Source organism: Mycolicibacterium arabiense (assembly GCF_010731815.2).
GTDB classification, from domain to species: domain Bacteria; phylum Actinomycetota; class Actinomycetes; order Mycobacteriales; family Mycobacteriaceae; genus Mycobacterium; species Mycobacterium arabiense.
This window is the reverse complement of record NZ_AP022593.1, coordinates 5,201,466-5,227,185: the sequence shown is the minus strand read 5'-3', so window position 1 is coordinate 5,227,185 and position 25,720 is coordinate 5,201,466. Positions and strand designations below refer to the sequence as shown.

30 protein-coding genes are annotated in these 25,720 nt (G+C 69.4%); 18 read left to right on the top strand and 12 right to left on the bottom strand.

Going from position 1 to position 25,720, the window contains the following annotated elements; translation table 11 throughout:
- Positions 1-2 precede the first annotated feature (2 nt).
- On the top strand, positions 3-287 hold the full coding sequence (locus G6N61_RS26920; RefSeq protein WP_163923608.1) for a 4a-hydroxytetrahydrobiopterin dehydratase: 285 nt from the start codon (positions 3-5) through the stop codon (positions 285-287).
- Here the strand turns inward: G6N61_RS26920 and G6N61_RS26915 are convergent.
- Complete coding sequence (locus G6N61_RS26915; RefSeq protein ID WP_235887320.1) at positions 265-1,470, bottom strand: mannosyltransferase; 1,206 nt, start codon at positions 1,468-1,470, stop codon at positions 265-267. The genes G6N61_RS26920 and G6N61_RS26915 overlap by 23 nt on opposite strands.
- Positions 1,471-1,634: 164 nt before the next feature.
- On the opposite strand from G6N61_RS26915, the gene G6N61_RS26910 reads away from it, so the two are divergent.
- Together G6N61_RS26910 and G6N61_RS26905 are read left to right on the top strand one after the other, a co-directional pair.
- Positions 1,635-2,249, top strand: a complete 615-nt coding sequence (locus G6N61_RS26910; protein ID WP_235887319.1) for a hypothetical protein — start codon at positions 1,635-1,637, stop codon at positions 2,247-2,249.
- Positions 2,250-2,294: 45 nt separating this feature from the next.
- Entirely contained in the window at positions 2,295-3,383 is a 1,089-nt protein-coding gene (locus G6N61_RS26905) for an Rv1157c family protein (RefSeq protein ID WP_163923602.1), read from the top strand.
- Between the two features lie 106 nt (positions 3,384-3,489).
- On the opposite strand, the gene G6N61_RS26900 is transcribed toward G6N61_RS26905, so the two are convergent.
- Together G6N61_RS26900 and G6N61_RS26895 are read right to left on the bottom strand one after the other, a co-directional pair.
- A complete protein-coding gene (locus G6N61_RS26900) occupies positions 3,490-3,639 on the bottom strand; it encodes a DUF1059 domain-containing protein (RefSeq protein WP_163923599.1) in 150 nt (49 codons plus the stop codon).
- A 104-nt stretch (positions 3,640-3,743) separates the two neighbouring features.
- On the bottom strand, positions 3,744-4,322 hold the full coding sequence (locus G6N61_RS26895) for an HhH-GPD-type base excision DNA repair protein (RefSeq protein WP_163923596.1): 579 nt from the start codon (positions 4,320-4,322) through the stop codon (positions 3,744-3,746).
- Positions 4,323-4,437: 115 nt separating this feature from the next.
- On the opposite strand from G6N61_RS26895, the gene G6N61_RS26890 reads away from it, so the two are divergent.
- The 8 genes from G6N61_RS26890 (at position 4,438) to G6N61_RS26855 (ending at position 12,437) form a co-directional block, all read left to right on the top strand.
- Positions 4,438-4,734, top strand: a complete 297-nt coding sequence (locus G6N61_RS26890; RefSeq protein WP_163923593.1) for a DUF732 domain-containing protein — start codon at positions 4,438-4,440, stop codon at positions 4,732-4,734.
- Positions 4,735-4,841: 107 nt separating this feature from the next.
- Positions 4,842-6,050, top strand: coding sequence for a sensor histidine kinase (locus G6N61_RS26885; protein WP_163923589.1), 1,209 nt, complete (start codon positions 4,842-4,844; stop codon positions 6,048-6,050).
- A 1-nt stretch (position 6,051) separates the two neighbouring features.
- Positions 6,052-6,855 (top strand): LytR/AlgR family response regulator transcription factor, encoded by an 804-nt coding sequence (locus tag G6N61_RS26880; RefSeq protein WP_163923586.1) that lies wholly within the window; start codon positions 6,052-6,054, stop codon positions 6,853-6,855.
- Complete coding sequence (locus G6N61_RS26875; RefSeq protein WP_163923583.1) at positions 6,852-7,217, top strand: hypothetical protein; 366 nt, start codon at positions 6,852-6,854, stop codon at positions 7,215-7,217. Before G6N61_RS26880 ends, G6N61_RS26875 begins: the two co-directional genes overlap by 4 nt.
- 10 nt (positions 7,218-7,227) lie before the next feature.
- Entirely contained in the window at positions 7,228-8,964 is a 1,737-nt protein-coding gene (locus G6N61_RS26870) for a sodium/solute symporter (protein ID WP_163923580.1), read from the top strand.
- A 142-nt stretch (positions 8,965-9,106) separates the two neighbouring features.
- Positions 9,107-9,469 (top strand): DUF485 domain-containing protein, encoded by a 363-nt coding sequence (locus tag G6N61_RS26865; protein ID WP_235887318.1) that lies wholly within the window; start codon positions 9,107-9,109, stop codon positions 9,467-9,469.
- Entirely contained in the window at positions 9,466-11,091 is a 1,626-nt protein-coding gene (locus tag G6N61_RS26860; protein WP_163923577.1) for a monocarboxylic acid transporter, read from the top strand. Before G6N61_RS26865 ends, G6N61_RS26860 begins: the two co-directional genes overlap by 4 nt.
- Positions 11,092-11,237: 146 nt before the next feature.
- On the top strand, positions 11,238-12,437 hold the full coding sequence (locus G6N61_RS26855) for an MFS transporter (protein WP_264076867.1): 1,200 nt from the start codon (positions 11,238-11,240) through the stop codon (positions 12,435-12,437).
- An 81-nt stretch (positions 12,438-12,518) separates the two neighbouring features.
- Here the strand turns inward: G6N61_RS26855 and G6N61_RS26850 are convergent, their stop codons facing one another.
- Together G6N61_RS26850 and G6N61_RS26845 are read right to left on the bottom strand one after the other, a co-directional pair.
- Positions 12,519-12,686, bottom strand: coding sequence for a DUF5302 domain-containing protein (locus tag G6N61_RS26850; protein WP_163923574.1), 168 nt, complete (start codon positions 12,684-12,686; stop codon positions 12,519-12,521).
- Between the two features lie 57 nt (positions 12,687-12,743).
- Positions 12,744-13,187: a PPOX class F420-dependent oxidoreductase gene (locus G6N61_RS26845; protein WP_163923571.1), complete on the bottom strand. Its 444-nt coding sequence runs from the start codon at positions 13,185-13,187 to the stop codon at positions 12,744-12,746.
- 59 nt (positions 13,188-13,246) lie between these two features.
- On the opposite strand from G6N61_RS26845, the gene G6N61_RS26840 reads away from it, so the two are divergent.
- Complete coding sequence (locus G6N61_RS26840; RefSeq protein WP_235887317.1) at positions 13,247-14,071, top strand: class I SAM-dependent methyltransferase; 825 nt, start codon at positions 13,247-13,249, stop codon at positions 14,069-14,071.
- A 40-nt stretch (positions 14,072-14,111) separates the two neighbouring features.
- The gene (locus G6N61_RS26835) at positions 14,112-14,951 is read left to right on the top strand and encodes a class I SAM-dependent methyltransferase (RefSeq protein ID WP_163923564.1); all 840 of its coding nucleotides are present in this window, start codon (positions 14,112-14,114) and stop codon (positions 14,949-14,951) included.
- Here the strand turns inward: G6N61_RS26835 and G6N61_RS26830 are convergent.
- Entirely contained in the window at positions 14,948-15,313 is a 366-nt protein-coding gene (locus G6N61_RS26830) for an Rv1152 family transcriptional regulator (RefSeq protein ID WP_163923561.1), read from the bottom strand. The genes G6N61_RS26835 and G6N61_RS26830 overlap by 4 nt on opposite strands.
- A 37-nt stretch (positions 15,314-15,350) precedes the next feature.
- On the opposite strand from G6N61_RS26830, the gene G6N61_RS26825 reads away from it, so the two are divergent.
- Positions 15,351-16,064, top strand: a complete 714-nt coding sequence (locus tag G6N61_RS26825; protein WP_163925129.1) for an NAD-dependent deacylase — start codon at positions 15,351-15,353, stop codon at positions 16,062-16,064.
- Between the two features lie 3 nt (positions 16,065-16,067).
- On the opposite strand, the gene G6N61_RS26820 is transcribed toward G6N61_RS26825, so the two are convergent.
- From G6N61_RS26820 to G6N61_RS26810, 3 genes are read right to left on the bottom strand one after another with little or no spacing between them, the layout of a single operon-like run.
- Positions 16,068-16,706 (bottom strand): class I SAM-dependent methyltransferase, encoded by a 639-nt coding sequence (locus tag G6N61_RS26820; protein ID WP_163923558.1) that lies wholly within the window; start codon positions 16,704-16,706, stop codon positions 16,068-16,070.
- Positions 16,699-17,382: a TetR/AcrR family transcriptional regulator gene (locus tag G6N61_RS26815; RefSeq protein WP_163923555.1), complete on the bottom strand. Its 684-nt coding sequence runs from the start codon at positions 17,380-17,382 to the stop codon at positions 16,699-16,701. Before G6N61_RS26815 ends, G6N61_RS26820 begins: the two co-directional genes overlap by 8 nt.
- Positions 17,379-19,682 (bottom strand): MMPL family transporter, encoded by a 2,304-nt coding sequence (locus G6N61_RS26810; protein WP_163923552.1) that lies wholly within the window; start codon positions 19,680-19,682, stop codon positions 17,379-17,381. Before G6N61_RS26810 ends, G6N61_RS26815 begins: the two co-directional genes overlap by 4 nt.
- A gap of 184 nt (positions 19,683-19,866) precedes the next feature.
- Between G6N61_RS26810 and G6N61_RS31175 the strand changes: the two genes are divergently transcribed.
- Positions 19,867-19,989, top strand: coding sequence for a hypothetical protein (locus tag G6N61_RS31175; RefSeq protein ID WP_264076871.1), 123 nt, complete (start codon positions 19,867-19,869; stop codon positions 19,987-19,989).
- Between the two features lie 273 nt (positions 19,990-20,262).
- Positions 20,263-20,385 carry a hypothetical protein gene (locus G6N61_RS31170; RefSeq protein ID WP_264076872.1) on the top strand — a complete coding sequence of 41 codons (123 nt, stop codon included), beginning with the start codon at positions 20,263-20,265 and terminating at the stop codon, positions 20,383-20,385.
- 131 nt (positions 20,386-20,516) lie between these two features.
- On the opposite strand, the gene G6N61_RS26805 is transcribed toward G6N61_RS31170, so the two are convergent.
- Genes G6N61_RS26805 through G6N61_RS26795 form a run of 3 tightly spaced genes read right to left on the bottom strand, consistent with a single transcriptional unit; the run spans position 20,517 to position 23,438 of the window.
- Positions 20,517-21,512 (bottom strand): NAD(P)H-dependent flavin oxidoreductase, encoded by a 996-nt coding sequence (locus G6N61_RS26805; RefSeq protein ID WP_163923549.1) that lies wholly within the window; start codon positions 21,510-21,512, stop codon positions 20,517-20,519.
- A gap of 15 nt (positions 21,513-21,527) precedes the next feature.
- On the bottom strand, positions 21,528-22,280 hold the full coding sequence (locus G6N61_RS26800) for a 3-hydroxyacyl-CoA dehydrogenase (protein ID WP_163923546.1): 753 nt from the start codon (positions 22,278-22,280) through the stop codon (positions 21,528-21,530).
- A gap of 54 nt (positions 22,281-22,334) precedes the next feature.
- Positions 22,335-23,438 carry a CaiB/BaiF CoA transferase family protein gene (locus G6N61_RS26795; RefSeq protein WP_163923543.1) on the bottom strand — a complete coding sequence of 368 codons (1,104 nt, stop codon included), beginning with the start codon at positions 23,436-23,438 and terminating at the stop codon, positions 22,335-22,337.
- A 110-nt stretch (positions 23,439-23,548) separates the two neighbouring features.
- Between G6N61_RS26795 and G6N61_RS26790 the strand changes: the two genes are divergently transcribed.
- Positions 23,549-24,370 (top strand): enoyl-CoA hydratase, encoded by an 822-nt coding sequence (locus G6N61_RS26790; protein ID WP_163923540.1) that lies wholly within the window; start codon positions 23,549-23,551, stop codon positions 24,368-24,370.
- A 71-nt stretch (positions 24,371-24,441) separates the two neighbouring features.
- Positions 24,442-25,716, top strand: a complete 1,275-nt coding sequence (tet(V), locus tag G6N61_RS26785; protein WP_163923537.1) for a tetracycline efflux MFS transporter Tet(V) — start codon at positions 24,442-24,444, stop codon at positions 25,714-25,716.
- Positions 25,717-25,720 lie beyond the last annotated feature (4 nt).

The following is a 25,720-nucleotide window of genomic DNA, read 5'->3' as shown; positions in this document are numbered from 1 at the left end:
TCATGGCCGTGCTGACCGATGATCAGGTGGATGCCGCACTAGCCGATCTCGACGGATGGGAACGCGCCGACGGGGCGCTGCGCCGCTCGATCGAGTTCGGCGCCTTCCTCGACGGCATCGACGCCGTCCGTCGCGTCGGGGAGCACGCAGAGGCCAAGGATCACCATCCGGACATCGACATCCGTTGGCGGACAGTGACGTTCGCGCTCGTCACGCACTCCGAGGGTGGGATCACCGCCAAGGACGTCGACATGGCGCGCGACATCAACGGGATCGTCGGCCGGTAGCCGCGATCCATCCGAGCGTCGCCAGCGTGGCGACGATGTAGATCAGGCCGGCCCAGGCGAGATACCAGGGTCTGCCGATCTCCCAGATGGTCGGCTGGGCGAAGCTCAGCAACCACGGCACGCCGATCAGGATCAGGATCAGCCAGCCCCAGCCGAGCACCCGGGCGCCGCGCCGCTCCCGCTTCGGCCCGTGCAGCAGCCACACGATCAGCGGGACGAGCCACACCCAGTGGTGTGTCCACGAGATCGGCGAGAGCAGTAGCCCGAACAGCTGCACGACGAGGATGCCGCCGAGGCGGTCGGATCGTGCATCGACGGCCCGCCACGCCAGCACGGCGAGGACGGCGGTGACGACGAGTGCGGCGACCACCACCGGGCCGTAGCCGGCGTCGTGGCCGAGGATGCGGGAGATGCCGCCGCGCCAGGATTGATTGAACGACGTGCCGATGGGGCCGATCCGGTCGGCGTCGCCGAGCAGGTCGGTGAAGTAGAACCGGGCCTGATCGCCGAGCACCAGCAGCGACACGCCGATGGTGCCGAAGAAGACGACGCCCGAGAACAGTGCGGCCCCCCAGCGCCTGACCCCGACGAAGTACAGCCCGGACACTGCGGGCGTGAGCTTGATGCCCGCGGCCAGCCCGACCAGCAGGCCCGACAGCCACCATCTCGAGCTGAGCACGGCGAACAGCACCGCCAGTACCAGGATGACGTTGACCTGCCCGTAGTCGAACGTGCTGCGCAGCGGTTCGGTCCAGATGCCGACGGCGGTCCACAGCATGGCCAGCCGGTGTTCGGCGCGGCCGAGCAGTCGCAGCGTTACCCACACCACGCCGTAGAGCGCGGCGATGATGCCGAACTGCCACGCAAACGACAACACGCCGAACGGCACCAGGTGCAGCGGCTGAAACAGCACTGCGGCGAACGGCGGATAGGTGAAGGGCAGCGGGAAGTCCGGCGTCTGCTCGGCGTAGACGAAGTCGTACAGCGAGCGCCCGGTGCCGATGGTCGCCGCGCCGCCGACGTAGACGTGCAGGTCGACGAAGTTCGCGCCGTTGGGCACCAGGTAGGTCCACGCGAGCCGGGCGGCCACGCTGAGCGCGAGCAGCCACGGCGCCAACCGAGCCAGGCGGGCCGGTGCCGTCGTCGCTACCGGCGGGGCCGGGGAGTGCTCGTCTATCCGCACGACTCTAGCGATCGGTCACCATGTGCCGTCGTATGCGTAACGGTTGCATAAATGCCACACGTGTCACTTGAGTAACTCCAGTAACTCCGTAGCTTCGGTGACAGACCTGCCGCCAACGGATTGGAAGATTCATGCATTTCGCCAGAAAACTCTTCGCTACCAGCATGATTGCTGCAGCGAGCACGATCGGTGCCGCGCTGGCCTTCAGCGCGCCGGCCGTCGCCGAGCCCGCACCCGCCCCGGCTCCCGCGCCCGCCATGCCTGCGATCCCGGGACTGCAGAACTTCCTCAACCCGGCCAACGCGCCGATGATGCTGCAGGGCCTCGCCTCGGCACTGTCCGGCGGTGGAGCCGCCCCCGCAGCGGCAGCAGCTGCCCCGGCAGCACCCGCCGCCGCGACGGCGTCGGTCAGCCTCCCCGCAGGTCAGGGACCGCTGAACCTGCCCGCCACCGCTGCCGCAGCACCCGCGGCCGCCGCCGCTGCACCCGCACAGGGCCTGCTGCCGTCGGCAGAGGTCAACCTGCCGCAACTGCCCGGCGGTACGACGCCCCTGCCGCAGCAGGTCGCGTTCCCCGGTGACCTGGCGTCGCTGATGCCGGCGGGCACCCCCCTGGCGAACCTCCTGCCGAAGTCGCCGGCTCCGGTCGCAACTGCGCCCGCAGCGGCCGCTCCCGCCGCGGCTGCTGCTCCGGCTGCGGCCGCTCCGGCTGCCGCCGGTCCGGTCCAGAGCCTGGAAGGCCTTGCGCCACTGGTCTTCCCGACTTCCGCGTTGCCCTGATCGACCGCTGACTAGCCGCTTACCGCTATCTATCCCGGGAGAGTCATGACATCGATGAGGACGCTGTTCGTCGCGCTGGGCGCGTCGGCCGCACTGACGTTGGGAGGCCAAGCCATCGCTGCGCCCGCCCACGCCGAACCCGTGCAGCCGGTGCCCGCGCCGATCAACGGCCTGCAGGCACCGGGCCTGCCGGCGATGGAGAGTCTGGGGCCCGCCATTCAGCAGGCGGCCGCCGACCCGACCAACGCCGCATCGATGCTCATGGCCGCCGCGGCGGCGTTCGCGGGCAATTCCGCGGCGCCGACCGACTCGAAGAACGTGGCGGCGGCGGTCAACCAGTTCGTGGCCGATCCCGCGGCAGCCCCGGTGGCACACGCGCCGGCGGCGCAGGCGGCGCCGACTGCCGACGTGCACCTGCCCGCAGGCGTCAACCCGGAACACGTCGTCGGACCGATCCCGGTCCCCGAGGGCGCACCTGCGCCGGAGGCCGCGGCGGTAGCGGCACCCGCAGCCGCGCCAGCACCGGCTCCCGCGCCCGACGCCCCGCCCGTCCCGGCGCCGCCCGCACCCGAGGCGGCACCGCTGGCCGCGCCCGCACCTGCACCTGCACCCGAGGCCGCTGCTCCGGCACCCGCCCCCGCCGCCACCCCCGCTCCGGCACCCGCGCCGGCCGCCACCCCCGCTCCGGCGCCCGCGCCGGGCGCCAACCCGGCCTTCGGCCCCGACGCCCCCGTCACGCAGGACTTCATGTACCCGTCGATCAGCAACGGGTGCACCAAGGACGGCGGAAACGTTCTCGCGACGGCCATCTCGGTCGCGGGCCCGGCGAAGATCCCCGCCCCGGGACCGGCCGCGGGTCAGACCGCGTACGTCTTCACCGCGGTCGGCACACCCGGCCCGGCGGCCGAGCAGAAGCTGCCGCTGAACGTCACCTGGGTCAACCTGACCACGGGCGAATCGGGGTCGGCGACGCTCAAGCCGCAGGCCGACATCAACCCCGAGGGCCCCACCACGTTGACGGCGATCGCCAACACCGGCTCCGGCAGCATCATGTCCACGATCTTCGGTCAGGTCACGACGACCGAGAAGCAGTGCCAGTTCATGCCGACCATTGGCTCGACGGTGGTGCCCTGAACGCCACCGTCCCAATCCGCGAGCGTGCGCGCCCACCCCTGACGCCGGCCTGATTCACCGGCGGGACGCGCACGCTCGCGGCTCTTGGTTCGGTTCTGGGTCTCGACTAGTAGGCCATGAACAGGATCATCTCCCGGTCGTACTCGCGACCGGGATGTGCTTCTGCAAGGTGCGTTTGCGCCTTCTCCACCAGATCGTTCTCGTCCGAGCCGGTGATCGCCTCGCCGCACGGGCAGTTCAAGTGTGTCTTCGCCATGCATTCACGATCCCACGAGCGGCCCTACCCCCGCCGCCGAGACTGCGGACGGATCGCGAAATCAGCTGCATACGCTATCTCCCAGCAGGCTCGGCGCGTACGGGTCAGGCCTTGGCGGCCTTCGCTGCGGCCTTGGTTGCCTTCTTGAACGCCCGCACCTTGTCCAGCGACCCCGCATCGACGACGTCGGCCACCGACATGTGCGTGCCCTGCTTGCCGTAGTCACCCGCGGCCTCGCGCCAGCCCGCGGGCGTCACGCCGTACTGCTTGCCGAGCAGGGCAAGGAAGATGCGGGCCTTCTGGTCGCCGAAGCCTGGCAGCGCCTTGAGCCTGCGCAGCACCTCGGGGCCGTCGGGGTCACCGGCGGTCCACAGCGCGGCGGCATTGCCGTCATAGTCGTCGACGATGACCCGGGCGAGGTCCTGCACCCGCTTGCCCATCGACCCCGGAAAGCGGTGCACGGCAGGTCGTTCGGAGACCAGGGCGATGAACTTCTCCGGGTCGTAGTCGGCGATCTCCCTGGCGTCCAGGTCACCCATGCGGTCGGCGATCTTGCGCGGGCCGGCGAACGCCACTTCCATCGGGATCTGCTGATCGAGCAGCATGCCGACCAGCAACGCGAACGGGTTCGACTCCAGCAGCGCATCGGCGGCCGGATCTTGCACGAGCTGCAGCTTGGGCATCCGCACAGTTTAGGACGAGCCCGACGAAACCGATCGGGTCCGTTCCGGTCTCTTCTTCGCTGGGATGTGCAATCGTTGAGCCGACAACTGGTGGATACGCCCCGAGGAGGCGGACATGAGACGGGTGATCGCACCCCTCGTCGCAGCGGTCGGGACCGCGATTGCCCTGGCCAGCGCGGCCCACGCGGTGCCAGACCAGGGCACGCCGGCATTCAACGAGTACATGCAAGGCCTGGAACGCAATGGCTACCACCTGAATCCAGACACAGCGTGGCGCGTTGCTCACCAGGCGTGTGTCGGCGGCATACCGGGATACATCGGCTTGGAGATGGCCGCTCAAGGGGTCATCGGCCCGGGAGCGCAGGAGCGCGTGATGGACGTGGCCAGGAAGTACGCCTGCCCCGTTCAGTAGGGATCAACGCGCATCGCACCAGCCGCACGCTGGGAGTCGGCCACGCCGCCAGTCTAAGGTGAGCCCCGGTCACCCTGACCAGCCCAGACACGACCGTGCGAGGTGACATGCCTGGCGAGATCGCGTCGGCGCTCGCAGCAGCGCTGATCCTGGCCACCGTGGTCGCGGCCGTCGTCGTCGTGCGGACCCGACGGGTGGTGGCCACGCCGACCGAACGCGCGACCCACGAGGCCCTGCACACCGCGTCGCTGGCCGCCCACGCGCTGCGCGACGGCCTGAACGCCGACTCGGCCCAGCGTGCGGCACCCTTCCTGCGGCGGCTCACCGGTGCCGACGCCGTCGTCGTCGCCGACGAGGCGGGCCAGCGGCTCGCCCACGACCCGCCGGACACCGACGCCTGGCCACCCGACGCGCTCGCCGCCGCCGACACCGCCGCGGCAGGCGCGCTGTCCGGGCAGCGCAGGACGATGGCGACGCATCGGGCGGGCGCCATGATCGCCCAGCCGCTGGTGACCGATGGCGGCGACACGCTCGGCGTCCTGGTGGTCGTGACCGCCCGGGAACCCGGCCCCGGCACGCTCGGCGCGATCGGCGAGGTGGCCCGCTACGCCGCGAGCCAACTCGAACTCGCCGACCTCGATGCATCGCGGGCGCGCCTCGACCGCGCCGAGGTGCTCGCGCTGCGCGCCCAGATCAGCCCGCACTTCATCTACAACGCGCTGAACACGATCGCGTCGTTCGTGCGCACCGACCCCGCCCGCGCGCGCGAGCTGATCCTCGAATTCGCCGACTTCACCCGCTACTCGTTCCGCGCCGCCGGGCAGTACACCACGCTGTCCGACGAGCTGCGCAACATCGACCGATACCTGACCCTGGAACGCGCCAGGTTCGGCGAGGCGCTCACGGTCAGGCTTCGGGTGGCCCCCGAGATGCTCAACGTCGTGGTGCCGTTCCTGGCCCTGCAACCGTTGGTGGAGAACGCCGTTCGCCACGGGTTGGCCGGCCGCGGGGGTGGGACGGTGGAGATCGTCGCACTCGACGAGGGCACCGACTGCGTCGTGACCGTGGAGGACGACGGCGCGGGCATGGACCCCGAGGCCCTGCGGTCCGGGCCCGCCGACGCCCTGGCCGACGGTGCTGACGCCTCCGCTGGGCATTCGGCACACGTCGGGCTGACCAATGTGGACCATCGCCTGCGCGCGGCGTTCGGAAACGACTACGGTCTGGTGGTCGAGACGGCCATGGGGGCGGGCACGAAGGTCATCATGCGGGTGCCGAAGTTCCGTTCGGGCGTCCGAGCCGGCGGAGGTGCATGACGTGAAGAGCCATCTCGCCGTGCTGGCCGTCGACGACGAGGCACCCGCCCTCGACGAACTGGCCTACCTGCTCGGCGAACACCCGTGCATCGACGAGGTGGTCACGGCCGCCGACGCCACCTCGGCACTGCGCGAACTCAACGCCCGACCGTTCGACGCGGTGTTCCTCGACATCAACATGCCCGGCCTCAGCGGCTTGGAACTGGCAGGCGTGCTGGCCAACTTCTCCGACCGGCCCGCGGTCGTGTTCGTCACCGCGCACGACGACAAGGCGGTCGAGGCGTTCGACGTGGGCGCGGTCGACTACCTGCTCAAGCCGATCCGGCAGAGCCGCCTCGACGAGGCGGTGCGACGCGTGCAGACCGCGGCGACGGAGGCGCGGCGCGACACCGGCGACGGCGAACCGCCCGCCGACCTGGCGGAGGCCGACGCCGACGTCATCCCCGCCGAACTGGGCGGCATCACGCACCTCGTGCCGCGGGACAGCATCGGCTGGGTGGAGGCCGAGGGCGACTACGCGCGACTGCACTCGGCGTCAGGCGCACACCTGGTCCGGATCCCGCTCAGCACGCTTGAATCTCGTTGGCGGGAGCGGGGTTTCCAGCGCATCCACCGCTCGTACCTGGTGGCACTGCGGCAGGTCACCGGTCTGCGCAGCACGGAGGGTTCGGTGCTGGTCCGGTTGCGCGCCAACGGTGCATCGCCTGCGGTGGAGCTACCGGTGAGCCGCAGGCAGGCCAAGGAACTGCGGGACCGGTTGGTCCGCGACCCGATGCGCAACCTGCGGCCTGGCGAGGACTCGTGACCAGACCGCACCGCGAGCGGGTCGTGTTGTCGCAGCGGCGCGGCGCGCGGGTGATCAGGACACGCGTGGAGGTGCAGGAGCAGACCCAGGTCGGCGACGCGCTGGTGCGCGGGCTGGTACGCGCCCAACTCGGCCTGGCACTGCGCCTGGCGACCGTCGTCGTGTTCACGGTCGCCGCCGTGCCGCTGCTGATCGGGGCGTTCCCGGAACTCTCCGAGGTCCGGGTCGGCGGCATCCGGCTCAACTGGCTCGTCCTCGCCGTACTGGTCTACCCGGTCCTCTACGGGGTGGGCCGCCTGTACGTGCGACTGGCCGAACAGGGTGAGCGCGACTTCGTCCGCGTCGTCGACGGCGAACCGTGACCGGCCCACGATGATTGCAGCGCCACTGACGGCCGCCGCGCTCTCGATCTCGGCGCTGGCCACCATCGTCATCGGCTTCTACGGAATCAGGCTGTCCCGCACGACGTCCGACTTCCTCGTCGCGTCGCGCAGCATCGGCCCGCAGTGGAACGCCGCCGCGGTGTCGGGTGAGTACCTCTCCGCCGCATCGTTTCTCGGGGTCGCTGGCCTGATCGCGAAGTACGGCGCCGACGCGCTGTGGTACCCGGTCGGGTTCACCGCGGGATACCTGGGCCTGCTGCTCTTCGTGGCCGCGCCGCTGCGGCGCTCGGGGGCCTACACGGTGCCCGACTTCGCGGAGTTCCGCCTCGGCTCGCCGCGGCTGCGCAAGGTCGCGATGCTCGTCGTCGTCGTGGTGTGCGTGTTCTACCTGGTCCCCCAGTACCAGGGCGCAGGCCTGGCGCTCAAGACGCTGCTCGGACTGCCGGTCTGGGTGGGGCCGGTGGCCGTGGGCGCCATCGTGATCGTCAACGTCGTCGGCGGCGGTATGCGCTCGATCACGTTCGTGCAGGCCTTCCAGTACTGGCTCAAGCTGACCGCCATCGCCGTCCCGGCGCTGGCGCTGCTGACGCTGGTCATGCGGGACGGCACCGATCTCGGTGGGGCCCTGCCGCCGCTGATCGGCGAGCAGACCACCGTCACCGTCGAGACCGACGTCGTGGTCCAGGTGGCTGCGCCGCAAGGCATCTCGGTGACCGGAACGGTGAACGGCGCACCGGTCGCCGACGCGCCGTTCACCGCGCCGGGCGAGTACACCCTGCGAGCGGGCACCACGTTGACGCTGGCGGCCGGTTCGGCGACACCGGTGGTCGCCGGGGCGCCCGGCGCCGGGGACGACTGGATGGCCTCGGGCGGGGGCCTCGGCGGCAGCCACCCGACGTATCAGGTGCTGTCGATCATCGTCGCGACGTTCCTGGGCACCATGGGCCTGCCGCACGTGCTGGTGCGGTTCTATACGAACCCCGACGGCAGGGCGGCCCGGCGCACGGCACTGGCCGTCATCGCGCTGCTGTCGCTGTTCTATCTGTTCCCCACGCTGCTCGGGGTGTTCGCGCGCCAGTTCGTGCCGCAGCTACTCATCACCGGCACGGCCGACGCCGCGGTGCTGCTGCTCCCCAGCGCCGCGGTGGGTGGGGTGGCAGGCGCCGTCCTGGCCGCACTGGTCGCCGCCGGGGCCATCGCCGCGTTCCTCGCCACGTCGTCGGGCCTGCTGGTCAGCATCGCGGGCGCGCTGTCGACCGACGTCCTGCGCGGGCGGGTCCGCGACTTCCGCATCGCGGCCCTGGTCGGCGGCGTCATCCCCATTCCCCTTGCGCTGCTGGCGTCTTCCCTCGAGCTGTCGCGCAGCGTCGGGCTGGCGTTCGCCGTCGCCGCGTCGACACTCTGCCCGCTGCTGGTCCTCGGGATCTGGTGGCGCGGGCTGACGGCCGCGGGCGCAGCCGTCGGACTGGTGGTCGGCGGCATCGCCTCGGGCCTGGCGACGACGCTCGCGGTCACCGGTGGGCTCGACGAGGACCTACTCGGCGGCTGGCCGGCAGCGATCGTCGGCTATCCGGCCGCAGTGACCGTGCCGCTGGCGTTCCTCACGATGGTGGTGGTCAGCAGGCTCACCGCGTCGACACGCCCACCCGAGGTCGCCCGGATCTTCGCGCGCATGCATCTGCCCGAGCGCCTGGGCATGGGCGTCGAGCGCCTCCCCCGCGGCTGACCGCTCATCGCCGGGCAGGCACCGCTCGGCGCACGTCCACCCGGTTTCGGCGTCGACCCGGGGGAAAGCCACCACATGTGACGTGAGTCTCAATAGGCTCAGTCCTCAGTTCGGAATCACACACGTCGTCAGGAGTCATGCGGTGCCCGAGACCATCCCTTCCGATCCCGCGGCCGCGATCAGCGGCGAGCGGTATCTGGAAGTGCAAGCCAGCCCCGAATTCCAAGAACTGCGAAGCAGACTGCGCCGCTTCGTGTTCCCGATGACCGCGTTCTTCCTGATCTGGTACGGCCTGTACGTGCTGCTGGGCGCCTTCGCCCACGACTTCATGGCCACCCAGGTGTTCGGCAACGTCAACGTCGGACTGCTGATCGGCCTCGGTCAGTTCCTCACGACGTTCATCATCACCGGCATCTACGTCCGCTTCGCCAACCGCAACCTCGATCCACGGGCCTCGGCCATCCGCGGTGACCTCGAGGCCGAGCTGGAAGGACGGGTCAAGTGACCTACCTCGCCGCCGAGACCGTCGGCAACCCCGTAGCCAACATCGGCATCTTCTCGCTGTTCGTGGTCGTCACGATGATCGTGGTGATCCGGGCCAGCAAGAAGAACGCCACCGCCGACGAGTTCTTCACCGGCGGGCGCGGCTTCTCCGGACCGCAGAACGGCATCGCCATCGCGGGCGACTACCTGTCGGCCGCCAGCTTCCTCGGCATCGCGGGCGCCATCGCCGTGTACGGCTACGACGGCTTTCTGTACTCGATCGGGTTCCTCGTCGCGTGGCTCGTCGCGCTGCTGCTGGTGGCCGAATTGCTGCGCAACACCGGCAAGTTCACCATGGCCGACGTCCTGAGCTTCCGGCTCAAGCAGCGTCCGGTCCGGATGGCCGCCGCCACCACGACGCTGATGGTGTCGCTGTTCTACCTGCTGGCCCAGATGGCCGGTGCGGGTGGCCTGGTCGCCCTGCTGCTCGACATCACCAGCAAGTCCGGCCAGGCGGTCGTGATCGCCGTCGTCGGCGTGCTGATGATCGTGTACGTGCTCGTCGGCGGCATGAAGGGCACCACCTGGGTGCAGATCATCAAGGCGGTACTGCTGATCACCGGCGCCGCGGTCATGACGATCATGGTGCTGGCGAAGTTCGGCCTGAACTTCTCCGAGATCCTCGGTTCCGCACAGGCCGCGATCTCCAGCGCCACCACCGAAGGCGTCGCCAACCGCGACGTGCTGGCGCCCGGTGCTCAGTACGGCGGATCGCTGACCTCGCAGATCAACTTCATCTCCCTGGCGCTGGCGCTGGTGCTGGGCACCGCGGGCCTCCCGCACGTCCTGATGCGCTTCTACACCGTGCCCACGGCCAAGGAAGCCCGTCGCTCGGTGGTGTGGGCGATCGCGCTGATCGGCGCGTTCTACCTGTTCACCCTCGCGCTCGGCTACGGCGCCGCCGCAATCGTCGGGCCCGACCGCATCCTCGGCGCACCGGGCGGGGTCAACTCCGCGGCACCGCTGCTCGCGTTCGAACTCGGCGGGGTCATCCTGCTCGGCATCATCTCCGCGGTCGCGTTCGCGACCATCCTCGCGGTGGTGGCCGGGCTGACCATCACGGCGTCGGCGTCGTTCGCCCACGACGTGTACGCCAGCGTGATCAAGCGTGGCCAGGTGACCGAGGACGAGCAGGTGCGCGTCTCCCGGATCACCGCGGTGGTGCTCGGCATCCTGGCGATCGGCCTCGGCATCCTCGCCAACGGCCAGAACATCGCGTTCCTGGTGGCGCTGGCGTTCGCCGTCGCCGCGGCGGCCAACCTGCCGACGATCATCTACTCGCTGTACTGGCGGCGGTTCAACACCCGCGGTGCGCTGTGGAGCATGTACGGCGGCCTGATCTCGACGATCGTGCTCATCGTCTTCTCCCCGGCCGTGACCGGATCGAAGACCGCGATGATCCCCGGCGTCGACATCGCCTGGTTCCCGCTGGCCAACCCCGGCATCGTGTCGATCCCGCTGGCGTTCATCCTCGGCATCGTCGGCACGCTGACCTCCCCGGACAACGAGGACCCCAAGGTGGCGGCCGAGATGGAGGTCCGCTCGCTGACCGGCATCGGCGCGGAGAAGGCCATCTCGCACTAGCGGTCGCATCGAGATAGCGCTGACGGCCACTGCCACTCGCAGTTCACCGCCGTCAGCGCTATCTCGGCGTCTGGGGGCTGCCGGATGACCCGGGAAGGCCACGCCCCCGGCCAGCGTTGTGTGGGTTCGTGCTCGACACTCGACGTGTGACGTCTCCGACCGCTACCCGGCGCTACGGGTTGGCGCTGCTGGCCTACCTGTTCGCCGCCGCAATGATGGGCACCACGCTGCCCACGCCGATCTATGCGCTGTACGCCGAGCGCATGCACTTCGACGTGCTGACCACGACGGTGATCTTCTCGACCTACGCGGTCGGCGTGCTCACCGCTCTGTTGGTGTTCGGCAGGTGGTCCGATGCGATCGGCCGGCGCCCGATGCTGCTGGCGGCCGTCGGCTTCGCCGTCGCCAGCGCGGTGGTGTTCCTGTTCGCCGACACCGTCCCGGTGCTGCTGATTGGGCGGCTGCTTTCGGGGTTCTCCGCGGGCATCGCCACAGGGACCGCGACCGCCGCGATCGTCGAAGCCGCCCCGGAGTCCCGCCGCGAGTTCGCGGCCGTCGTGGCCACCATCGCGAACATCGGCGGGCTGAGCCTCGGCCCGGTGGTCGCGGGACTACTCGTCCAGTACGCACCGCACCCCCTGATCCTCCCGTTCGTCGTGCACATCGCCGCGATGCTCGTGGCGGCTGTCGCAGTGCTGCTGGTGCCGGAGACGGCGCCCCGCTCGGGCCGAATCGGCCTGCAGCGCCTGTCGATTCCCCCGGTGGTGCGCCCGGTGTTCATCACCGCGGCCACGGCTGCCTTCGCGGGTTTCACGGTGACGGGACTGTTCATGGCCGTCGCGCCGTCGTTCCTGTCGACCGTGATCGGAATCGGCAACCACGCCGTCGCCGGACTGGTGGCCAGCACGATCTTCGTCGCCTCGGCGATCGCCCAGATCTGCGCGCGACGGACCAACGCCCAGCGTGCAGTCGCCGTCGGGTGCGGCATCCTCGTGCTCGGCATGGCGACGTTGGCTCTCGCGCTGCACTTCTCGTCGCTGCCCACGCTGATCGCGGCGGCCGTGATCGCGGGCGTCGGGCAAGGCATCAGCTTCAGTCGCGGGCTGGCCGCCGTCGTGGAGGGCACTCCTGCCGAGCGCCGCGCCGAGGTCAGCTCGACGTACTTCGTGGTGGCCTACGTGGCGATCTCGCTGCCCGTCGTCGGCGCGGGCGTCGCCGCGGAGCACTGGGGGCTGCGCACCGCGGGCATCACGTTCGCGATCGCGGTCGCGGTGCTCTCGGCACTCTGCCTGGCCGCGATCCTGTGGCAGGAACGAGCGGGCAGGCGGGTCCCCGCCGCGAATTGAGTGGTTCTACCTAGGCCCGAGAACCCCTCGGCCGCCTGTGCATCGCCTCGGCGGCAAGGCGTCGGTGCGGGCCTCGGTTCGCTAGCCGCTCTTGCGGCGGAACTCGCGTCGACTCTCGGCGGGGCCGTGCGAACGTGGTTGCTTGTTCCCACCCGCGGTGGGCGTCGACCCGTTCCCGGAGTTGGCCTTCTTGCGCTCGAGCGCCTCGCGGAACTTGCGCTTGTTGTCGTCCTCGGGTTCATCGGCCATGGACGAACAGTAGCCTGCCGGACGCTACGTCGGCGCGACCTTTTCCCGAGCGGCCGGTCAGCGGATCCCGGGCGGCAGTCCGTAGAGGTGCGCGACCGGCAGCGTGAGCACCACTCGCCGGTCGTCGACCATGGCCCGCCGGTAGTCGTCCCAGTCGGGGTGTTCGCCGGAGATGTTGCGGTACAACGCGATCAGCGCCTCGACGGTGTCGTCGTCGGGTGCCGCAGCGGGGGGTGTCAGCGTGGCATCACCCTCCGCGACCGCGTAGGACCAGCCGTCGTCGGAGGCCACGTGGATCGACGCCCGCGGGTCGCGGCGGAGATTGCGCGTCTTGGCCCGCGGCTCGGTGACCGACACCTTGATGGCCACCTCGCGCGAATCGAAGTGGTAGGACACGTTCGACAACTGGGGCCGACCGTCGCGCTTGATGGTCGCGAGCACTCCCAGCGAGTTGTTGGCGATCACTGCCAGGAGCTTGTCGTCGATCACGTGACGGGTCATGACGCCAGCCTACGACCGCATGCAACGGAGCCGACCTCGTTTTCGCGACGGTACCTACGATGACTGGCATGAGCGCGATCGACGGCAACGGCTTGGAGGGCGTGTCGGCAACCACCCTGTGGACCCTGCACAACCGCGCCTCCGAGGCCAAGCGGTCCGACGGCGTGATCCGCGACCCGTGGGCGGTGACGCTGTTCGACACGATCTCCTACGACTACCTCAAGTTCGGTAAGCCCAACCAGTCGCACGGCCTGCGCGCCGTTGCGTTCGACGCCGCAGCACGCGACTACCTGACCACCCATCCCAAGGCAGCCGTCGTCGCACTGGCCGAGGGACTACAGACCAGCTTCTGGCGCCTCGACCGGGAGGGCGTCCTTGGCGAATCACGCTGGTACTCCATCGATCTGCCACCGGTGATGGAGCTGCGCAGGCGTCTGCTCCCCCGCGACGACAGGATCGTCGAGCTCGCACAGTCCGCGCTGGACACCTCGTGGATGGACCGGGTCGACTCGACGCACGGGGCCTTCATCACCGCCGAGGGTCTGCTGATGTACCTCGACCCCGACGGTGCGATCGGACTGATCCGCGAGTGCGCGGCCAGGTTCCCGGGCGGTCGGATGATGTTCGACTCGATTCCGCGCTGGTTCAGCAGGCGGACGCTCAAGGGCTTCAAGCTCTCCGACCGCTACGTCACACCCCCGATGCCGCTCGGTCAGAGCGCCGACGAGGCCCTAGGACTGGCGGGCCGCATCCCCGGGGTGGCAGCCGCTCGCGACGTCGCCTACCCGTCGGGACGCGGGCTGTTCAAGGCGTGGCCTGGGCTCGACCACGTCGGACCGATACGCCGGGCGCGGCCCAGCATCACGCTGCTCGAGTTCCGCTGACGAACCGGACCGTTTCCCGGCCTTCGGTACATTCGCGAAGGTGACTTCGACACCCCGCCCGGAATCCAAGGTCGACGCCGTCCTGTCCGGCGTTTCGGAGACCGCGCTGCTGACGTTGCAGGTCCGCGCCAGCGAGGCCCGCAGGCCCGACGCGATCATCGACGATCCGATGGCAGTCACGCTCGTCGACAAGATCGACTACGACTTCGCGAAGTTCGGGTACGCCCGCCGCCAGGACATGGCTATTCGAGCGCTCGCATTCGACGACGCGACCCGCACGTATCTGCGCGACCACCCGGCGGCCACCGTCGTGGCGCTGGCCGAGGGTCTGCAGACGAGTTTCTGGCGGCTTTCGACCCACGCCGGCGGGAAGTTCCGCTGGCTCACCGTCGACCTGCCGCCCATCGTCGAACTGCGCAACAAGCTGCTGCCACAGTCCGATCGCGTCGAGGTCGCCGCCCAGTCGGCGCTCGACTACGGCTGGATGGACCGCGTCGACCCGACCGACGGCGTGTTCATCACGGCGGAGGGCCTGCTGATGTACCTGCAGCCGACCGAGGCGATGGCGCTGATCACCGAATGCGCGAAGCGCTTCCCCGGCGGTGCCATGATGTTCGACCTGCCGCCGTCGTGGTTCGCCTGGATCGCTCGCCGCGGCATGCGGACGTCGATGCGCTACAAGGTGCCCCCGATGCCGTTCAGCATGTCGGCGTCCGAGGCCGCCAAACTCGTCGACGTGGTACCCGGCGTCCGGGCCGTGCACGACGTGGCGCTGCCTGCGGGCCGCGGCCGGGTGTTCAACGCAGCACTGTGGGCGATCCAGCGGATACCGCTGTTCGACCCCGTGCGGCCGGCGTTCACCCTGCTCGAATTCGGCTAACCGAACGCCGCTTCGACGTACTTGAGCGCCGCGGCCTTGTCCACGCCGAGGGAGCGGGCGGCGGCCGCGTAGGCGTGAGCTGCGCTCGCCATCGCCGAGTCGGCGGGATCGGCCCTGGCCACGAACGTGCCGAACCTCCCCCTGGTCTCGACGATGCCTGCGGACTCCAGCTCCCGGTAGGCCCGCGCGACGGTGTTCACCGCCATCGACAATTGCGTGGCGAGTTCGCGCACGGTGGGCAGCCGCGTCCCCGGCGTCAGCCTGCCCTCCCGAATGCCCTCGATGATCTGCACCCGCAATTGATCGAACAGAGGTCTCGCAGCCTGCGGATCGACGCGAACCCATTCCCCCAAATCGGTCACCTGCACAGTATGGCCAAGAACGGCTACTTTGGTGAACGTGCAAGTGACCGTGCTCAGCGGAGCAGGCATTTCAGCCGAGAGTGGCGTGCCGACGTTCCGCGACGTCGAGACCGGACTGTGGGCGAAAGTCGACCCGTACGAAATCTCCAGCACCGAGGGCTGGCAGCGTCATCCGGAGAAGGTGTGGGCCTGGTATCTGTGGCGCCACTACATGATGAAGGCGGTCGCGCCCAACGACGGCCATCGCGCCGTCGCGGCCTGGCAGGACTACGCCGAGGTGCACGTCGTGACCCAGAACGTCGACGACCTGCACGAACGCGCGGGCAGTCAGCGGGTGCACCACCTGCACGGCAGCCTCTTCGAATTCCGTTGCGCCCGTTGCGACGCCGCCTACGACGGCGACCTTCCCGCCATGCCGGAGCCGGTCGAGACCGTCAACCCACCCAGGTGCGCGTGCGGCGGCATGATCCGGCCGAACGTCGTCTGGTTCGGCGAGGCGCTGCCGTCGGAGGCGTGGGACCGGTCGGTGGAGGCCGTCGCCAACGCCGACGTGGCGATCGTGGTCGGGACGTCGGCGGTCGTCTACCCCGCTGCGGGCCTGCCGGAGATGGCGCTGGCCAACGGCGTCCCGGTGATCGAGGTGAACCCCGAGGCCACCGCGCTGTCGGCGTCTGCCACCCTCAGCCTGCGCGAGACCGCTGCCACGGCACTGCCGACGCTGCTGCAGCGCCTGCCCGCACTCCTCGGCTGACGCTCACGCCGGCCTGACCGCGCGGCCGATGGCCGCCTCCGATACCGGCGCGGGCACCCACGACGGCAGCACCCACTCGCGGCGGGCGTCGGCCACCTCGAACCCTGCGGTCACGATCGACCGTTCGGTGTGCCGGTGGGTGTGGCAGTTGCCGAGCAGGCGGGGCCACACCGTCGCGTCGGCCACGCGCTGCAACCGCGCTCGCATGCCCGTGCCCGCGACGTGCTCGAGGTAGCGCAGCTCGCCTCCCGGCCGCAGCATCGAGAACAATTGCCGCAGAACCGCATCGGGGTCGGCCACCGAGCACAGGACCAGCGAGCACACCACGGCGTCGAACGGCTCGGCGCCCGCATACCGTTCGACCGTCTCGGTGGAGACGGTGACGGGCACCGGCGCCGTGGCCGCGGCCTCGCGGGCCAGGGCGGCGAGCCGCACCTCGGGTTCGACGGCGACCACCTCGGTGACCGTCGTCGGATAGAACGCGAAGTTGGTGCCCGTCCCGGCACCGACCTCCAGGACGCGCCCGGTCAGGCCGAGGAGGTTCTCCCGGCGCAGCCGCACGATCGACTCGGGTTCGCGCGTGGACATGCGCGCCCACATCTTGGCGAAGAACGGGTTGTCAACGGTGTCCGGATCAGTCATCGGCCAGCCCCTTCAGGAATTCGACGGCCTGTTGCGGCTCGGTGTCGGTGCCGACCGTCCCCAACAGGATCCGCCCGAAGCACGCCGAGCGCAGCACCCGGTCGGCGAACTCCTCGGCGTCGCCGAACGGCATGTGCGGGCGCGCGATCAGCAGCGCGGCCACCCCGTGGGCGACCGTCAGCAGCTCGAGCCCCATGACCGTGGCGTCCCCTGGCGGGTAGATGCCTTCGTCGACGAGGGCCTGCACCGTATCCCGCAGGTGCACGAAGGCCGAGCTGTTCAGCGTCGCGTCGACGTCGCTGCCCGGCATCGGATCGCCCATCGTGGCGATGCGGTACAGCTCCGGATTGTCCAGCGCGAAGCGCACATAGGCCATGCCCTGTGCGCGGAGACGCTCGATGGTGGTCGGCTGGTCGGCGGCGAGCTGCTGCATCACCACGTCGAGTCGTTCGAAGTACCGCGCGCACACGGCATCGAGCAGGGCGTCCTTGTCGGCGAAGTGCAGGTAGATCGACGGCGGCGTGACGCCCACCCGGTGGGCGACCGCGCGGATCGAGACGGCCTTGGCGTGCCCGGTCTCCAGCAGGAGGTCGGTGGTCGCGTCGAGGATCTCCTCGCGCAGTTGGTCTCCCGACCCGCGTGGCGCGCGCCGTCGCCTGAGGTGTTCGACGGTCACGTCCCGCGACCTTCGGTGGCATCGACCAGCCGATGGCGCCCCGCGACGACCTCGGGTCCGGATTCGCTGATCCCGATGCGCTGGTGTAGCCGGGTCAGCGGCTTCGGCGCCCACCAGTTCCAGCCACCCATGAGGTGCATGAACGACGGCACCAGCAGCATGCGCACCAGCGTCGCGTCGACGAGGATGGCGAGGGTCAGGCCGACGCCGAACATCCGCATGAACGACACCTGCGCGGCGATGAGCGCGGCGAACGAAATCGACATGACGAGTGCGGCTGCGGTGATGACGCGGCCGGTCCGGGCCAGACCCATCGCGACGGCTTCGTCGTTGACCGCGCGGGCCTCGGCGCGCGTCAGCGTCGCGGGCCCGTCGGCGCGCATCTTCAGCCAGTACTCCCGGATCCGCGCGACGAGGAACACTTCGTAGTCCATCGACAGCCCGAACGCGATGCAGAACAGCAGCACCGGCATGTTCGCCACCAGGGTTCCCGTGGGCGTCGTGCCGAATGCGCTCAGATGTCCCTCCTGGAAGATCCACACCAGCGCACCGAACGCCGCCGCCAGTGACAGGACGTTGAGCACGATCGCCTTCAACGGCAGCACCACGCTGCCGGTCAGGAGGAACAGCAGCCCGAAGGTGATGACCGCGATCAGACCGAGCACCAGCGGCAGGCGCTCGGTGATGGCATCGACGCTGTCCCTGTTGATCTGGGCCACGCCGGCGAACTGCACGGCCCGCCCGTCCGGGCCCGCGACCGCGTGCAACGCGTCGAGTTGAGCGTCGGAGCCGTCGGAGAACAGCGGTGCCTTGCTGCTGATCGTGAGGAATGCGCTGCCCTCGGCGACGCCGGTCGCAGCACTCGGCGGGCCGACCCGGTTCCCTCCCACGAACGTGCCGGTCGGCGCCGAGACCGCCGCCACGTCCGCGACGCGCGACAGGTCCGCGGCGTAGCGCTCGATGACGTTGGGCGTCAATCCGTCCGCGTTGGGGATGACCACGGAGACCGCGGTGGCCGAGTCCTCGGCGTAGTCGTTGCGCAGCTCGTCGCCGACCACGTGCGCGGACGCCGACTTCGGCAGCACGCGATCGTCGGGGAACCCCCACTTCACCGACAGGAACGGCGCGCCGAGGGCGAGCAGCAACACCACCACGGCCAGACCGATCGGCAGGGCACGCCGCGTGACCATCTTGGTCGACCGGTACCAGAACAGCCGCTCCACGGGCTTCGGCGCCGGTTCTCCGCGACCGAATAGGCGCCGCAACGGCTTTCGCACGTCCAGCGAATCCAGCCGCTCGCCGAGTATCCAGATGGCGGCGGGGGTGATGACCACCGCCGCGAACGCCGCGAACGCCACCGTGGCGACGCCCGCGTAGGCGAACGACTTGAGGAAGTACATCGGGAACAGCAGCATCGCCGCCATCGACAGGGCGACGGTCACGGCGGAGAACAGCACCGTGCGTCCCGCGGTCGACATGGTGCGGATCAGCGCCCGTTCGCGCGGCACGCCGTCGGCGAGTTCGTCGCGGTAGCGACTGATGATCAGCAGCGTGTAGTCGATCGCGAGCGCCAGGCCCATGGCCGTCGAGAGGTTGAGCGCGAAGATGGACACGTCGGTGCCGAATGTGATCAACCGCAGCACCGACATGGTGCCGACGATCGCGAACGCGCCGATCATCATGGGTAGCGCGGCGGCGATCAGTCCGCCGAACACCCAGACCAGCACCAGGAAGCTGAGCGGGATCGCGATCGCCTCCATCAGCAGCAGATCGCGCTCGGATTGCGCGCTGATCTGCGCGTAGACCATCGCGACACCACCAGCGCGCACGGTGACGCCGTCCCGGTCGTGGACGACCTCGTCGGCGAGTGCCTTGGCGTACTTCTGGGCCATGTTCTCGCCACCGGTCATGCCGGCGACGATGAGACCCGACTTGCCGTCGCGGCTCGTCAGCCCGGCGGCGACCTCGGGCGGCGCGGTCCAGGCCGACGTGACGGTGGACGTGTGTGGCGACTGCTCGATCGCTCCGACGATGTCGGCGGCCGCCGCCTTGGCCGCCGGGCTGTCGACGCCGTCGGGTGCGGTGATGGCGACGAGCATCTGCATGTCACCCTGGTCGAACTTGTCGGTGAGCAGCTGCGTCGCCTGAGATGACTCCGAGGCGGGGTCGGCGAAGCCCCCTGCGGACAGGCTCTTGGCGACGGGGATGCCGAACACCGCCGCGGCCACCATCGCGACCGCGGCGGCGGCCAGCACCCGTCTGGGCGCACGGATGGCAAGTAGGGCGATTCGGCGCAGCACGGTGGTCCCTTCCCCCTGAGAAATCCGCGTTAACTTAACAGCGGTAACCAAGGGCGGTCAATGGCTTCGTCCCGCGCTGTCGCACCTTTGCCCGCCGGTCGAACCTACCCGCGGGTAAGAATTGCCATGGTTTTCAGAATCGTGACTCAAAGTCCTCTTAATGGTGATGGTTACTGTCCAGTACATGTGGATCGACGACACCAGTGCCGATGTCATCAAGGTCGACTTCGAGGCCCTCTATCACGGGGACGTCCTGGTCGAGGGTGACACCTCCGAGCAGTTCCCCGACCTCGCTGCCGCCGTCTGACCGAAGCGGGCCTGCCCGCTCGGTCTGACCGTTCCGTTGCAGCGCGAGTGTGCGTTGCGCGACGACGATCGGGTGCCCTGAGGCGCCACGAGTGCCGTTTGGAGAACGACGCGAGCCGCCGACGTGTGACGTCGGCGGCTCCTCGCGTTTCAGGGTGTTCCCGGGGTCCCGGGCGCTTTGCCGGAGCGCCAACCTACTCAGCGGTAAGAACTGCCACCAATTTCAGAAGATGGGCTCAGAGTTCTCTCAATCCCCGTGGTTACTGTTCAGTACATGTGGATCGACGACAGCAGTGACAACGTCATCAAGGTTGATTTCGAAGCGCTCTACCACGGCGACATCCTCTTCGAGGGTGACACCGCGGAGCAGTTCCCGGATCTCGCCGCCGCAGTCTGATCCAGTAGTCGGCACCCAGGTCCGACACCTGTGCGCCGGGATCCTCGACGCCCGATCGAGTTGAACGTGAAGAAAGCCGCCGACCCATGGTCGGCGGCTTTCTCCGTCTCGAAGTCCGGTGCTGATCCGGGCTAGGCGCTGACTGCCGCCGCCGCCGACACCATGCTGCCGAGCCGCCCGGTGATGATGTCCTCGGCCTCCCGCACGATGCGCGAGATCAGCTCGTCGCACGACGGGATGTCGTCGATCAGACCCATGACGGTCCCGACGGTCCAGATGCCCGCGTCGAGGTCGCCGTCGTCGAACACCCGACGGCCACGTACGCCGGCGACCAAGTCCTTGACGTCGGAGAACTCACCGCCGCGATTGAGGATCTCGACGACCTCGCGCGAGACGGTGTTGCTCGCCACCCGCGCGGTGTTGCGCAGCGTCCGGAAGATCAGCTCGGTGCCGCGTTCGTCGCCGGCGACGATCGCATCCTTGACGTTGGGATGGATGCACGACTCCTGCGTGCACATGAACCGCGTGCCCATGTTGATGCCGTCGGCACCCAGGGCCAGCGCGGCGACAAGGCCACGCGCGTCACCGAAGCCGCCCGAGGCGATCATCGGGATCTCGATCTGCTTGGCAGCGGCGGGAATCAGGACCAGGCCGGGTACGTCGTCCTCGCCGGGGTGGCCGGCGCACTCGAAGCCGTCGATGCTGATGCCGTCGACGCCGAGGCTCTGTGCCTTCACGCCGTGGCGCACCGACGTGCACTTGTGCAGCACCTTGATGCCGTTGTCGTGGAACATCGGCAGGTGCGGCGCCGGGTTGGAGCCCGCCGTCTCGACGATCTTCACGCCCTCGTCGACGATCACCTGGCGGTACTCGTCATAGGGCGGTGGGTTGATCGACGGCAGGATCGTGAGGTTCACGCCGAACGGCTTGTCGGTCAGCTCACGGGTCTTGGCGATCTCGCGGGCCAGATCGGCAGGGGTGGGCTGGGTCAGCGCGGTGATGAAGCCCAGGCCGCCGGCGTTGGCGACGGCTGCCACCAGCTCCGCGCGCCCGACCCACTGCATGCCACCCTGGGCGATGGGGTGCTCGACCCCGAAGACCTCGGTGAACTTCGTCTTGATGGCCATCTGTTCGACCCCCGACTACCGCGGAGCCATGCGGATCGCGCCGTCGAGGCGAATGACCTCGCCGTTGAGCATCGGGTTCTCCACGATGTGCACGGCCAGCGCGCCGTACTCGTCGGGATCGCCGAGGCGGGCGGGGTGCGGCACCTGCTGACCGAGCGAGCGCTGCGCCTCTTCGGGCAATGACCCCAGCAGCGGCGTCTTGAACAGGCCGGGGGCGATCGTGCAGACGCGGATCAGCTCACGCGAGAGGTCGCGCGCGATCGGCAGGGTCATGCCGACGACGCCGCCCTTGGACGCCGAGTACGCAGCCTGGCCGATCTGACCCTCGAACGCCGCGACCGATGCGGTGTTGATGATGACGCCGCGCTCCTCGCCGACCGGCTCGGTCTTGGCGATGCGCTCGGCTGACAGCCGCAGCACGTTGAAGGTGCCGATCAGGTTCACCTGGATGGTCTTGCTGAACACGTCGAGCGGGAACGGACCGTTCTTGCTCAGCGTCTTCATCGCGCTGCCGATGCCCGCACAGTTGACGTTGATGCGCAGAGGGCCGAGCGACTCGGCGAGGTCGAGGGCCTGGGTGACGGCGGCCTCGTCGGTCACGTCGGCGGAGGCGAACCGCACCCGGTCCCCCAGCTTCGCCAGCTCGTCGCCTTCACGCAGGTCGATGACGACCACGCTGGCGCCGGCGTCGAGCAGCCGCTTGGTCGTGGCGAGGCCCAGGCCGGATGCGCCACCGGTGACGACGGCAACGGCGTCCTTGATCAGCACAGATGCATTCCTTTCGTGATGTCGACCCAGGGCCGACCTACTGGTTGGTTGGGACTATACCCACTCGTTGAGGACGGTTTCGGTGTCGGCACCCGGCACGACGGGTGGCCGCGGCTGTTCGGGTGCGCTCCGGGAGAACCGCGGGGCCGGCATGGGCTGCAGGTGCTCCCCGGCGTCGGAGACGTCCCGGTAGAACGTGCCGCGGTCGGTGATGTGGGCTTCGGTCTCGACCTCGGCGAAGCTCAGCACCGGCGTCACGCACGCGTCGGTGCCGTTGAACACCCCGGCCCAGTGGTCGCGGTCGTGCTCGGCGAACGCCTTGGTGAAGGCCTCGCGCAGTTCGGGCCAGCGGGCCATGTCGTTCTGGTCCGGCAGGTCCGCGGTGTCGAGTCCCAGCCCGTGCAGGAGCAGCGCGTAGAACTGCGGCTCGATGGCGCCGACCGCGACGTAGCGCCCGTCGGCCGTCTCGTAGGTGTCGTAGTACGGCGCACCGGTGTCGAGCATGTTGGTGCCGCGGACGTCACTCCACATGCCCGTGGCGCGGAAGCTCCACATCATCTGCATCAGCACGCTGGACCCGTCGACCATCGCGGCGTCGACGACCTGGCCTTTGCCGGAGGTCTGTCGCTCCCACAGCGCGGCGAGGATGCCGACGAGCAGGAACATCGAGCCGCCACCGAAGTCACCGGCGAGGTTCAACGGCGGGACCGGCCGCTCGTCCTTGCGGCCGACGGCGTGCAGCAGACCGTTGAGGGAGATGTAGTTGATGTCGTGGCCAGCCTGCAGCGCGCGCGGCCCGTCCTGTCCCCAGCCGGTCATCCGGCCGTAGATCAGCCGTTCGTTGACCTTCGCGCAGTCCTGCGGACCGAGTCCCAGGCGCTCGGTGACGCCGGGGCGGTAGCCCTCGATCAGCACGTCGGCCTTGGCGATCAGCTTGAGCACCAGCTCCCGGCCCTCGTCGCTCTTGAGGTCGGCCGCCACCGACCGCCTGTTGCGCAACATCGAATCGCGGCTGGGCATTTGGACGCCCGCGCCCTTCTTCGGTCGCTCGATCCGGACGACGTCCGCGCCGAGATCACCGAGGATCATCGCCGCGTGGGGTCCGGGGCCGATGCCGGCCAGTTCAACGACTCGCAATCCCTGCAGTGGTCCCGCCATCGCAATGCCTCCACCAATAGACCTAGGTTGACCGCCGACAAAGCTTACTTGTATAACCAAGTCGATCCGCTGCGGGCCTTCCGAGCTCGCCCCGACGCGAGGCGAGGCACATGACCACCACTGCATCCGATCCGACGCCCTATGCCGCAATCGACGAGCTCACGGTGTCGCTCGACGACGGCGTGCTCGCACTGACGCTCAATCGCCCCGACAGCCTGAACTCCCTGACCGCCGCGATGTTGCACACCATCGGCGACTCGCTGGACCGCGCGGCGACCGACCCGGAGGTCAAGGTGGTCCGCCTCGGCGGCGCGGGCCGCGGGTTCAGCAGCGGGGCCGGCATCAGCGCAGAGGACCACGCCAACCCGGGCGCGAGCGGCACGCCCGCCGACGTGCTGGCCGCAGCCAACCGGGCCATCGCGGCCATCGTCGGCCTGCCGAAACCGGTGGTATCGGTCGTACACGGGCCCGCCGCAGGCGTCGGCGTCTCGCTGGCCATCGCCGCAGACGTGATCCTCGCCTCGGAGAAGGCCTACTTCCTGTTGGCCTTTACCAAGATTGGGCTGATGCCCGACGGTGGCGCCTCGGCGCTGGTGGCCGCCTCCATCGGCCGTACGCGGGCGATGCGGATGGCGCTGCTGGCCGAGCGACTGACGGCGGCCGACGCGCTGGCCGCAGGCCTGGTCAGCGGGGTCTACCCCGCAGACGAACTCGACGGGCAGGTCGATACGGTGCTCACGACGCTGAAGTCCGGCCCTGCCGTGGCACTGCGAAAGACCAAGCAGGCCATCAACGAAGCGACGCTGACCGAACTCGACGGCGCCTTCGGGCGCGAGACCGAGGGTCAGCTGGACCTGCTCGATCGCCACGACTTCCGCGAGGGCACCAGGGCGTTCCAGGAGCGTCGGGCTCCGAACTTCGGCGATCACTAGCGTCGCACCCCATGCCGGCCCCGGCGAAAACCATTCGACGGCAGGGCTGCTCGTAGACGACCATCGTCTGCATGAGTACGCACGTCGAGACCGAGCCGGTGTCCCCCGGCGGTTGGCGCGTGCTCGCACCGTTTCGGATCCGCGAGTTCCGCCTGCTGATCGCGGCGGTGTCCCTGTCGATCTTCGCCGAGGGCATGTGGGCCGTGGTGATGGCACTGCAGGTGATCGAACTCGACGACGATCCCACGTCGCTGTCACTGGTGGCGACCTGCCTCGGGGCGGGACTGGTGGCCTTCGTGCTCGTCGGCGGCATCGTCGCCGACCGCGTCGACCAGCGCGCGATCATCATCGTCGTCGAGTGCGTCAACGTCGTCGCGGTAGTCTTCATCGCCGTGCTCGGAACGGTTGGCGCACTGCGCATTTGGCACATGGCGGTGGCAGCGGGCGTGCTGGGCATCGCCGCGGCGTTCTTCTTCCCCGCCTACAGCGCACTGCTGCCCCGGATCCTGCCCGCTGAGCAGTTGCTGGCGGCCAACGGCGTCGAGGGCGTCGTGCGGCCGGTGTTCCAGCGCGCGGTGGGGCCCGCGGTGGCGGGCGTGCTGGTCGGCGCGACGTTCCCGGCCGTGGGCGCGTACGTGGTCGCCGGGCTGTTCGCGCTGGGCCTGGTCCTGCTGGTCACCACACGACCGGTGCGTGACGACCCGTCGCCGGAGGCGGAGCGTCCGCACGTGATGCGTGATCTGCGTGAGGGTTTCGCGTTCATGGTGCGTACCCCATGGCTGCTGTGGACGCTGCTGTTCGCGAGCATGTTCGTGCTGGTGGTGCTCGGCCCGATCGAGGTGCTGCTGCCGTTCATCGCCGCGGACCGGTTCGCCGACGGCGCCCGCGCCTACGGGTTCATCCTGGCGTTCTTCGGCGTGGGCAGTGCGATCGGCGCGCTGGCGGTGTCGTCGGTGCGACTGCCGCGGCGCTACCTCTCGGTGATGATGACGATGTGGGGCCTGGGCTCCCTACCGCTGATCGTGGTGGGCGTGACGTCGTCGTTCCCGTTGATGGCGGCGGCCACGTTCGTCGTCGGGGTCACCGACGGTGCGGGGATGGTGATCTGGGGAACGCTGCTGCAGCGGCGCGTGCCCCGGTCGATGCTGGGCCGGGTGTCGAGCCTGGACTTCTTCGTGTCGCTGGCGTTCATGCCGGTGTCGTTCGCGATCGTCGGCCCGCTGTCGAAGGTGGTCTCGATGGAGACGATCTTCGCCGCCGCGGGCATCGTCCCGGTGATGCTCGCGGCGGTGGCGGTCACGGCCGCACGGATGCCGCGCGACGAGATCGCCAACCCGCTGCGGTGAGGGT